The organism is Bradyrhizobium sp. UFLA05-153, from assembly GCF_054185185.1.
In genome coordinates this window covers 1-8,848 of record NZ_JBBIAM010000205.1, presented here as the reverse complement: position 1 = coordinate 8,848, position 8,848 = coordinate 1, and the positions used below count along the sequence as shown (strand labels likewise).

Genomic DNA, 8,848 nt, shown 5'->3' with positions numbered 1-8,848 from the left:
TTTGGTGTCTTTGGACAGAGCGCCGAGCGTGCCACAAACCCTCGCCGTCCGCCCCGCCCCATAGCATCTTGATCCAGCGTTTCTGTCGGCCGCCCCGGGAAGGCCTGTCACGATGCCTGGAAACGAGACCTTCGAAACCCATGCGGCACGCGGCGCGGAATAGATCGAGGCCGATCTCGCCGCGCTCGAAGGGCGCGACGGTGATGCCATCCGGACGGCGCGCCAGCAGCCGTTCCAAATTCGTTTTGCGCTGGTGCAATGGCAGATCGCGCAATACGAGTCGGCGGGGCCAAAGCGTAGCAGGTGGGGAATGCTCGGCTCAGGCTATTCTCTGGCTCAATCCCGCGTCGGCGAAACAACGTCCCACGACATCAATCGGCGGCTTGCAACGAGCGTCAAAGCGCGATTTTGGCGCTAGCAATCCATTTTGAGCGTTGGGCAGTGCTCGCGTAGTGGACAGCCTGTCACCCTTAACCGCCCGATTGGCTACCTGATCAACAAATATGTCGGCCTTCGCGCTGACATCCACCTGAAGGGAAAATGCTTGCTGCGCCCCAATTAGACCGGCGAAGCTCACGATACAGGTAAGGAAATGTGACGCGAGTGTCTTCATACGCATGATACTGCTCACTTGACCACTCGCCCCTTAGTTCTGTCGCGAGGAGGAGCCTTGCGGTTCATTGGTGAGGTTGCCGATCGGCGCGCGAAAATTAGGCCTGTTGCGGCGAACCGGGACGATCCCGTCCGCGCCATGCGGAAGAATAAAGCCTGCAACGTGCTGCGGACGGGATGGATTGCCGCGAAGAGTGAAGCCGCCTCAGTTGGCGGCCTCTGTCTTTAAGATCCTCACGAAAGTCCCGCTCTCGTGTAGCTCGAGCCAGCCGCGTTCGACAGCATGCTTGATGCCCTCACCGAACTCCGGGCCGCTGGCCTTGAGCGTATAGAGGAACGGCGCGTTGATCTTCTCGATATGGATGCGACCGTCTTGCACGGGCTCGATGCTAGTGGCGATCTCGACCAGCTTGCGCGCTGCGGCGTCTGGGTTGGCGAAGGGACGTTCGGCGGTGAGTTTCATGCGGCGGTCTGGCGGTGTGCGGTGTGGGTATGGGCATCGAGCGTCGGGTTCGTGATTAACTCGCCCCAGAAGCAACGTGCAATCCCTTCCGGACGCAGTGTCGGCAGCGGGAGTGTTAGCTGGTGCATCCGGTCCTTCCAGGCGGTCCAGTCACGCTGGCGACGCCACGTCTCAAAGTCTGCCTCCGTGCGCGAGGCGGCCAGCTCCTGCCACGCTACTTGGAAACTCGTGCGGGCTTCGTTGAACGTCTCGGCAACCTCAAGCCCAACGGGGACTACCTGACAGTCCGGGCGAACTGTCTGGAGAACAACATCGTGCTGTGGAAGTTCGAGAACGGCAAGCGCTCTTCACCCCGACCGCGACACGGCAGTGGCACGACCTCAAGGTCCGCGTGAACGGCACGAAGGTAGAAGGTTATCTCGATGGCAAGCTCTATTTGGAGCACACGCTGTCGCAACCGCTGTCCGGCCGGATCGGACTTTGGTCGAAGGCCGACAGCCACATGCACTTCGCGGACTACACCGTAGCTGCCGGCAATTGAACGAGGCTTCGGCGAGAAGCGTAGGCGCCTTGACAAACATGTGGGGCGCGCCTTACTTCCACCCATGGGGAAGCGATCTCCCCACGAGGCGACATGCCCATGAATCGCGTCCGGTTTTCCGAGAAGGACGCTGCATGCCTGCCCTTAAGCTCATTCCCACAGCCTTTTTGTGTTCCGCCGTTTCCCCGGAGGGGTTTGTCCCGCTCTCTCGCTGCGAGCGTACGACTGCGTGGCTGCCAACAACCGGCGTGTTGGAGGCGCGGCGCGGATGAATGTTCCGCCAGACACAAGCCAGAACGCGGAACCGCGGCTAAAGGCCCTGCCGGCAATCGCGCTCCTGTTTGGAGCACGCGCCGCGCGCGGGCTTGGTGACGGCTTTGCCACGATCATTTTGCCGGCGTACCTCGTCGAGCTTGGTTACTCCCCTTTCCAGATCGGCGTGGTTGCCACCGGCGCCCTGCTGGGGACCGCGGTCCTCACGCTGGGCGTCGGTTGGCTGGGAGGTCATCGCGACTTGCGGACGCTCCTACTGCTGAGCGCGCTCACGATGATGCTGACCGGTCTGGCGTTTCCGTTCGCAGAGGCGTTTCCGATCATTCTGGTTCTGGCCTTTGTCGGCACCATCAATCCCTCGCCAGGAGATATTGGCATCTTCGTGCCGCTCGAGCATGCGCTGCTGGCAAGCGATGCGAGCGACCAGAAGCGTACGCAGGTCTTTGCCCGCTATAGTCTGATTGGAGGGCTGTCGACCGCGGCGGGCGCCTTGATAGCCACTGTGCCCGACTTTCTTGTCTCGTTTGACATGCCAAGGCTCACCGCCCTGAAGTCCATGTTCTTCGTCTATACCGCCCTTGGTCTCATTGGCGCAGTCCTCTATCGACTGCTGCCGCAAACATCACCCGCGATTGATGCACGACCGAAGGCTTCGGTCCTTGGTCCCTCGCGGCGAATTGTCTATCGGCTTGCAGCACTCTTCAGCGTTGATGCATTTGCCGGCGGATTTGCCGTCCAGTCGCTTGTTGCTTTGTGGCTATTCGAGCGCTTCGACCTTTCGCTTTCAAGCGCAAGCCTCTTCTTCTTCTGGTCCAACACGCTTTCGGCCTTTTCTTATCCGCTCGCCGCAAGGCTGTCGCAGCGGTTCGGACTGATCAACACAATGGTCTTCACACACATCCCCTCAAGCATCTGCCTGATCGCGGCCGCTCTCTTTCCGAATCTGACGGTCGTACTGGTCCTGCTTTCGATCCGAGCAGCGCTCTCGCAGATGGATGTGCCGACACGAACCTCCTACGTGATGGCAGTGGTCACGCCTGAGGAACGCCCGGCGGCGGCCAGCGTGACTGCCGTCCCGCGCAGTCTCGCCTCCGCAGTCAGTCCGAGCTTGGCCGGCGCGATGCTCGGTACGGCATTTTCGGGGCTTCCGCTCGTTATCTGCGGCGCTCTCAAGATCGCCTACGATATCACACTGCTCCTGTCGTTCCGTCACATCAAACCGCCCGAGGAAGTTGAAATGTCGATCGAGCAGGCAAGTGCTGGCGAGATTTCGAGGCCGGGGGGCATTCAATCGCGGAGAGCGGGATGACAGTCGATATAGAGCGCCGAAACTTTGTTGCAGATGCGATCTCGGAGGCCGCTGGTCAGCACGCTCATCCTTGCGCAACACGACACGTCAGGTCGAAGCCTATTTGAAGCAGGCACAGTGAGCCGAGCCACGATTGGCTGGTAAAGGCTGACACGCCAACGCAAGTGTTCTCGGTTGGTGGTTGGACCGGCAGTCGGTTAAGGGGGCACAAGCGGACGTCGGCGGCTGCTCGACCTTTGGTCCGCTCATCTCCCGGAAGTAGACATTGCGGCGGTCTCGGCAAAGGTCAGCTACGGGCCCATACCGGACACATTGCTCCGCAGCAGACAGGCAGTGATCCTCGGGCACGCAGAAACAGCTGCATCGCGTTGGTTCATCTTGATCTAGATCAAGGAATGTCCCCCTCGAAGCTCTGGTCTCCAGTCAAGAAGCAAGGGGATAAATCGAGATGCTTACGTTCAGGATCGCGATAACGGCGGCTGTGATCGCCTTCATTGCAACCCTGACGGCATGTCTTATTCTTGTCCAGCTCCAGACTTTTCATGCGGTCGCGAGAGCAGCGGCCTCTACCGCCATGGATGCTGCCAGTGCGAACACCCTTAGTCGGCTCGAGGCTGAGGTTTCCGGACTGAGCTCCGTCGTTGAAGTGCTGTCATCGAATCCGTCTCTCGCAGACTCCGACGACAGGAACGAGGAGGATAGCGCAATCGTCCTCTTCAAAGCTGCGCTCCAGAAACTGCAGCAGGTGGATAGCTTCTATATCGGGTACGAAAACGGTTGTTGGCTTCAGGTCCGGCGCCTCGATGTCCTCGAGCCGGCGGAGCGCCAAAAGCTGGGTGCCCCACCCGGTGCCGTTTACAACGTCAATTTGGTCCACCCGACTGCCGGCGGAGCATTGCCGATGCGGCGGATATTCGAAGACGCCGAAGGCAACAAGACTGACCAGGTCGATCTGCCGGACTACAATTATGACCCAAGAAAACGAGTCTGGTACCGCGATACGTTGCATACAGCAAGGGCTCTCGTTTCGCCGCCATATGCTTCATTCAGCATCGGCACGCCGATGATCACCCTGAGTGCACCTCTGCACGGGCATGTCCGCGGCGTCATCGCCGCTGACCTCAAGCTTGATAAGTTCAGCGAGCTGGTCAACGCGCAACGCCCGGGGGAGCACGGAACAGCCGTCATCTTCGATTCGTTCGGCGTACTCATCGCTCACCCCGACTTCAAGCGGCTCGTGGATGAAGCCAGGGCTCATCCCTCGCGTCCGCAGCTCCCCGAGATTTGGGAAATCCGGACCGGGCTGGTCGGCGCCGTCATGCAAAGGTGGGACGGCCGCGATCGCTTTGAGGGGAGCGTGCGCGGCGAAGATGGACGAGACTACCTTTTTCGCGTGCAGAAATTTTCTCAAGGAGAGCAATACAGCGGCTATTCCATGTTGTTTGCGGCTGAAGATGATTTCTCACAGAACGTCAGGAAATTGCAGTTCAGGGGGCTAGTCATTGCCCTGATCGTCGGCAGCTGCTTTGTGCCCGCGGCCTGGGTCTTTGGCAGCCGGATGTCGACCTCGCTGAAACGGATAACTACCCAAGCGAGGGGACTCCAGGCTTTAGCGGCGCCGGGCGATGCTCCGGTCACATCGAATATCGCGGAGGTCAACGAACTCGGCAGGACGATGGCGGTTGCCCAGCGCAGCATCTGGTCGTTCGCACGCTTTGTCCCCAAGGACATCGTGAGAGGAATCGTCGATGGCTCGATCTCCACCGAGCTTGGGGGAACGAGGAGGGAGGTCTCCATCCTGTTTACCGACGTGACGAATTTTACCGGCATTTCCGAAGCCGCCGACCCTGACAGTCTGATGCGCCAGACCTCGCGCCATTTCGCGGCGCTGACGGAAGCGCTTCTTGCCGAGGGCGGAACCGTGGACAAGTTCATCGGAGACTCGGTGATGGTGTTTTGGAACGCTCCCCATTTGCAGGCCGATCATGTCGAGCGGGCCTGTCGGGCCGCCCTTTCGGCAAAGGCGGCGAGCGACGTGCTGAATGCTCAGTTTGAAGCCGAGGGGCTGCCACCGTTCGTCGCTCGCATTGGCATCCATGTCGGCGATGCCGTGGTGGGAAATGTCGGTTCGACAGAACGCATGAACTATACGGTTCTGGGTAACAGCGTGAATCTTGCTGCTCGTCTCGAAGGACTCAACAAGGCGTATGGGACGAGGATCCTTGTCAGTGAGGCTGTGCACAACCGCGTCGAGCATCGCTTTCGATTCAACGCCATCGGTTCGGTAACCGCCAAGGGGATGAAGGCGGAAACCCGCGTCTATGAGTTGGTCGAAGCCGTTGCGTAAATGACATCCGTTGGCCGCCGCTGCCCCGCCGGCAGCGAGGGACCGGGCCCCATGTTATTGGACCAGGCATGGGCCAGTACTGGCAGGATCGGGTTGCCAGCATGACGCACCGGTCTCGCTCATCAGGCGCTTCAGCGTCTCTGCCTCGCGATCGAGTACTGGGCGCGTCTTCTGCCCCCGCAAGACGATCAGCTGGAACGTCTCCATGAACACGCTGTCGAACTCGGCGTCGCGCTCGCCGAAGCCGACCGGTGGCAGCGCCGGCAGCGCATCCTTCGCCGACTGCATCTCTGCAATTGCACCGGCGCCCATCTTCAGGCCGAGATCAAGATCCGGCGGCAACTTCGCACTCACCACCGGGAAGAAGCCGACGGTACGAGCCAAGGTGATCTGCGTTGCAGGTTGGGTCAGATAGTCGATCAGCGCCATCGATTCAGCGATGTCGGGCGCGCCCTTCACCACCGCCAGGCCGACCAGAAGCGGCATGTAGCCGCGCCCCTTGGGTCCGGCGGGCGCGGGGAAGGCGACAAATTCGTTCGGTTTCTGACGCAGCGCCCCGAGCACGCGGGCGATGTGATCGAAGCCGATCCAGACGTCGCCGGAAAGCAAGGGCTGATCCATAAAATTGTAGCCGGTCGAGTCCGGGTTGACACTCCTCCATAACGACGCGAACTGCGTCCACATCGCTTCCGCCGCCTCCGAGCGGAACGGAACCACCACCCCGCCAGTATACGACGGGTAAAGGAAGCCCTCGAAAAAGCGATGCATCAACCCATGCGGGCCTGCTGGAAAACCGAGCAGGCGCTTGCCCGTCTTCTGCTGGAGCGTTATGGCCCACGTCCCGAGTTGATCGTAGGTGAGGGCATTGATGTCCGCTCCACTCGGCAAATAGGGTAGCGCCTGTTTGTTGGCGACCATGATGTAGCCAGCCTGCATCCAGGGTATATAGAGCTGGTGTGGGGAGCCAAATTTGCCAAGTGCCAACAGTCGATTGGGGATGCCGCGGCCAGCCAGCTTGCCAGCGAGGTCATCGAGCGGGACCAACGCGCCGAGGGTCGCGAGCGGCTGCAACTCTCCATGGAGCGCTCCCACGACATCTATGTTATGCATACCGACCTGTCGTTCCGTCTCTATGCGCGTCAGAAGTCGCTGCGGCAGATCGGTGATGTAGTCGACCTCAGAGGAGAACTCCTTGAGGACCAGGTTGCGCATCTTCTGCGCCTCGCCTATCGGCCGCAGTTGGGTCGACAGAAAGACCAGACGCCCGGTTGGGTCAGCTGCATCCGCGATGGTGGCCAGCAATCCGGCGCAAACCAACAAGCCGAACCAAGCCGGTGTTCGCCGCATATCGTCTCCCTCAAACGTGCCGCGCGCTCGTTCGTTGTCGAGTCTGTCGCGGGCCAAGATCAACGGGTTGAGATTGATCGAGGCTCTTGTTGCTGCCTCCGAGGCGCGCTGCGGCGTTTCCACCCTGTCGATCATCACCCCATTAAGAGCGGGAGTATGGCGGTCTCATCCCTGTCGCTTGCCTGCGATCCCTCGGATCACTCGTCGGCCACCGGCCGTGAAAACTCCGAATCGACCGGCTGTTCGCGAGTTTGTTGTGCTCCGCAATCGCTGTGGATCGATACCGAGGTGCCACTTGCCGAAGATGGCGGTGGCGTAGCCTGCCGCGGGTCGCGATGCGAATAGCTCGCGTTCGCTATCTTTCCGGAAATAGCAGCGAGAGCTGAGCGCGCAGTTGCCAGCTTGGCGAATTGGTCGGACGAACGACGTTGTAGTAACCGGCTATGTTTGCGCTCACCGGTTGGTCGCCAATTTTGAATATCCGGCCGAAGCCGCCCCCGATCGGGACGATCCACCGCTGATCCGGTGCCGCCAGCCAGTCTGCGGTGATAACCGGTGAACTTGTCAAGTACCACCCGTGGGCCATGTTGTAGTTGATAAACGGCTGCGCAAGAAATTCATTCACATTCGGCCGCAACGGGTTACCCCCGACCGACCACTGATTGTTGAGCAGCACGCCGATCACCCAATGGCCCGGGGTCGTCAGGAAGACGGCCGTAGGACCAGCCAATACGCGTCCGGTGCCGAGGATCGGATCAGTCGCTGACGGAACGGTGAAGACTGGACCGACACCCCAGATAAGAGCGCCCGGATGGGTGGGTGTCAAAAAGAACTCCTGAGTAATGTCGCCAATTCCATTCGTGTTGCTGTCAAATATCGGGTTGGGCTGACTGATCACCGGCATGATGGTGCGCGAGATCACGTTCCAGTCTGCGTTGACGCGCAGCGGCACGACGGGCTGGATGTTAAGCACTTCCTGGGTGCGGTTGAATGGCCCCGCGTTAAAGTTCGTGTTGCTTTGGAACGGAACGCTGACCATGTCGGCGATCGGGTTTTGTGATTTTTGGGCCAGGCTTTCGTCTTCGGAAGGTTCGCCAGAATGGCCGGTTCTTGTCGGCGCGACCGTATCGGGAAGGCCGCTGTCGAACTTGTAGTTCGCCCCGAACTTGACCATCTGAAGGTCACGGTTCAACCGGATAGGCGGCAAAGTGGGCGACGTCCAGTTTGACAGTGCAAGATAGTCGTACTCGAGCTTGATCGTCCAATGCGATTTGAAGCCGTATTCCACGCCCGCCCCTGCAAGCCAAGCCGAACTTGTGGTTGATCCGGTCCAACTGACACCGGGAAAGTTCAATACTGCATTGCTGTGCACCCAGCCGCCGCCCGCCTTTGCAAAGACAAGCCAACGATCCTCCACGATGCCTGCGCGGCCAGCTATTGTCCCGATCCAATTCTGGCTCACCGAGCCGAGTGTTGGGGTCGGCAGTGCTGGGTGGCCAAACGTCGCGCCGTCGAAATCACCTTCGACGCCGAACAAGAAGTGTCCCGCCTGAAAATTGTAGCCCGCTTGAATGCCAGCAATAAACTCAGTGAGGCCGCCGTAAAAATTGTTGCTGGGAATGTTCAGGTTGCCGCTGGTCCACGCGCCACCGACATTCGCGCCAACGTAGGTTCCTGACCAATTGTAGGGTAGTTCGGGGATGGGTGGAGCCTTCACCGCCATGTCCGCGGCGTTGGCGGCAAGGCTGACGCCGATCGCAATGAGTGCGACGCTTCCGAAAAACATCGTTCTCACGACATGATCTCCCGTGTGCTAAATTTCGGTCGCCGTGCCCTCAGGGACAATCGGGCACTCTTTTTGGCTCACCTCCGAGACGGCCTAGGTGGTGTGGACTCTAAGGATTCCCTTTTGAGAGCAAATCAGATTCAAGGCTTCTTTTTGGGAGCCGGCCTTGG

The 8,848-nt window shown here is 59.9% G+C and carries 7 protein-coding genes and 1 pseudogene; 3 read left to right on the top strand and 5 right to left on the bottom strand.

What is annotated here, in order from left to right; all coding sequences use genetic code 11:
• The 3 genes and pseudogenes from Q2941_RS49080 to Q2941_RS49070 all read right to left on the bottom strand — a co-directional run.
• Positions 1-259 (bottom strand): annotated as a pseudogene (locus Q2941_RS49080) (hypothetical protein); the annotation flags it as partial.
• A gap of 60 nt (positions 260-319) precedes the next feature.
• On the bottom strand, positions 320-619 hold the full coding sequence (locus Q2941_RS49075; protein WP_156944605.1) for a hypothetical protein: 300 nt from the start codon (positions 617-619) through the stop codon (positions 320-322).
• Between the two features lie 198 nt (positions 620-817).
• Positions 818-1,075 carry a hypothetical protein gene (locus Q2941_RS49070; protein ID WP_027525976.1) on the bottom strand — a complete coding sequence of 86 codons (258 nt, stop codon included), beginning with the start codon at positions 1,073-1,075 and terminating at the stop codon, positions 818-820.
• 319 nt (positions 1,076-1,394) lie between these two features.
• Between Q2941_RS49070 and Q2941_RS49065 the strand changes: the two genes are divergently transcribed.
• From Q2941_RS49065 to Q2941_RS49055, 3 genes are all read left to right on the top strand, one after another.
• The gene (locus Q2941_RS49065) at positions 1,395-1,616 is read left to right on the top strand and encodes a LamG domain-containing protein (RefSeq protein ID WP_027525975.1); all 222 of its coding nucleotides are present in this window, start codon (positions 1,395-1,397) and stop codon (positions 1,614-1,616) included.
• Between the two features lie 268 nt (positions 1,617-1,884).
• Positions 1,885-3,198 (top strand): MFS transporter, encoded by a 1,314-nt coding sequence (locus Q2941_RS49060; RefSeq protein ID WP_458197166.1) that lies wholly within the window; start codon positions 1,885-1,887, stop codon positions 3,196-3,198.
• Positions 3,199-3,646: 448 nt separating this feature from the next.
• Positions 3,647-5,545: an adenylate/guanylate cyclase domain-containing protein gene (locus Q2941_RS49055; RefSeq protein WP_458197165.1), complete on the top strand. Its 1,899-nt coding sequence runs from the start codon at positions 3,647-3,649 to the stop codon at positions 5,543-5,545.
• A 54-nt stretch (positions 5,546-5,599) separates the two neighbouring features.
• On the opposite strand, the gene Q2941_RS49050 is transcribed toward Q2941_RS49055, so the two are convergent.
• Positions 5,600-6,892 carry an ABC transporter substrate-binding protein gene (locus tag Q2941_RS49050; protein ID WP_458197168.1) on the bottom strand — a complete coding sequence of 431 codons (1,293 nt, stop codon included), beginning with the start codon at positions 6,890-6,892 and terminating at the stop codon, positions 5,600-5,602.
• A gap of 355 nt (positions 6,893-7,247) precedes the next feature.
• Complete coding sequence (locus Q2941_RS49045; RefSeq protein WP_458197167.1) at positions 7,248-8,678, bottom strand: outer membrane protein; 1,431 nt, start codon at positions 8,676-8,678, stop codon at positions 7,248-7,250.
• Between the last annotated feature and the right edge of the window lie 170 nt (positions 8,679-8,848).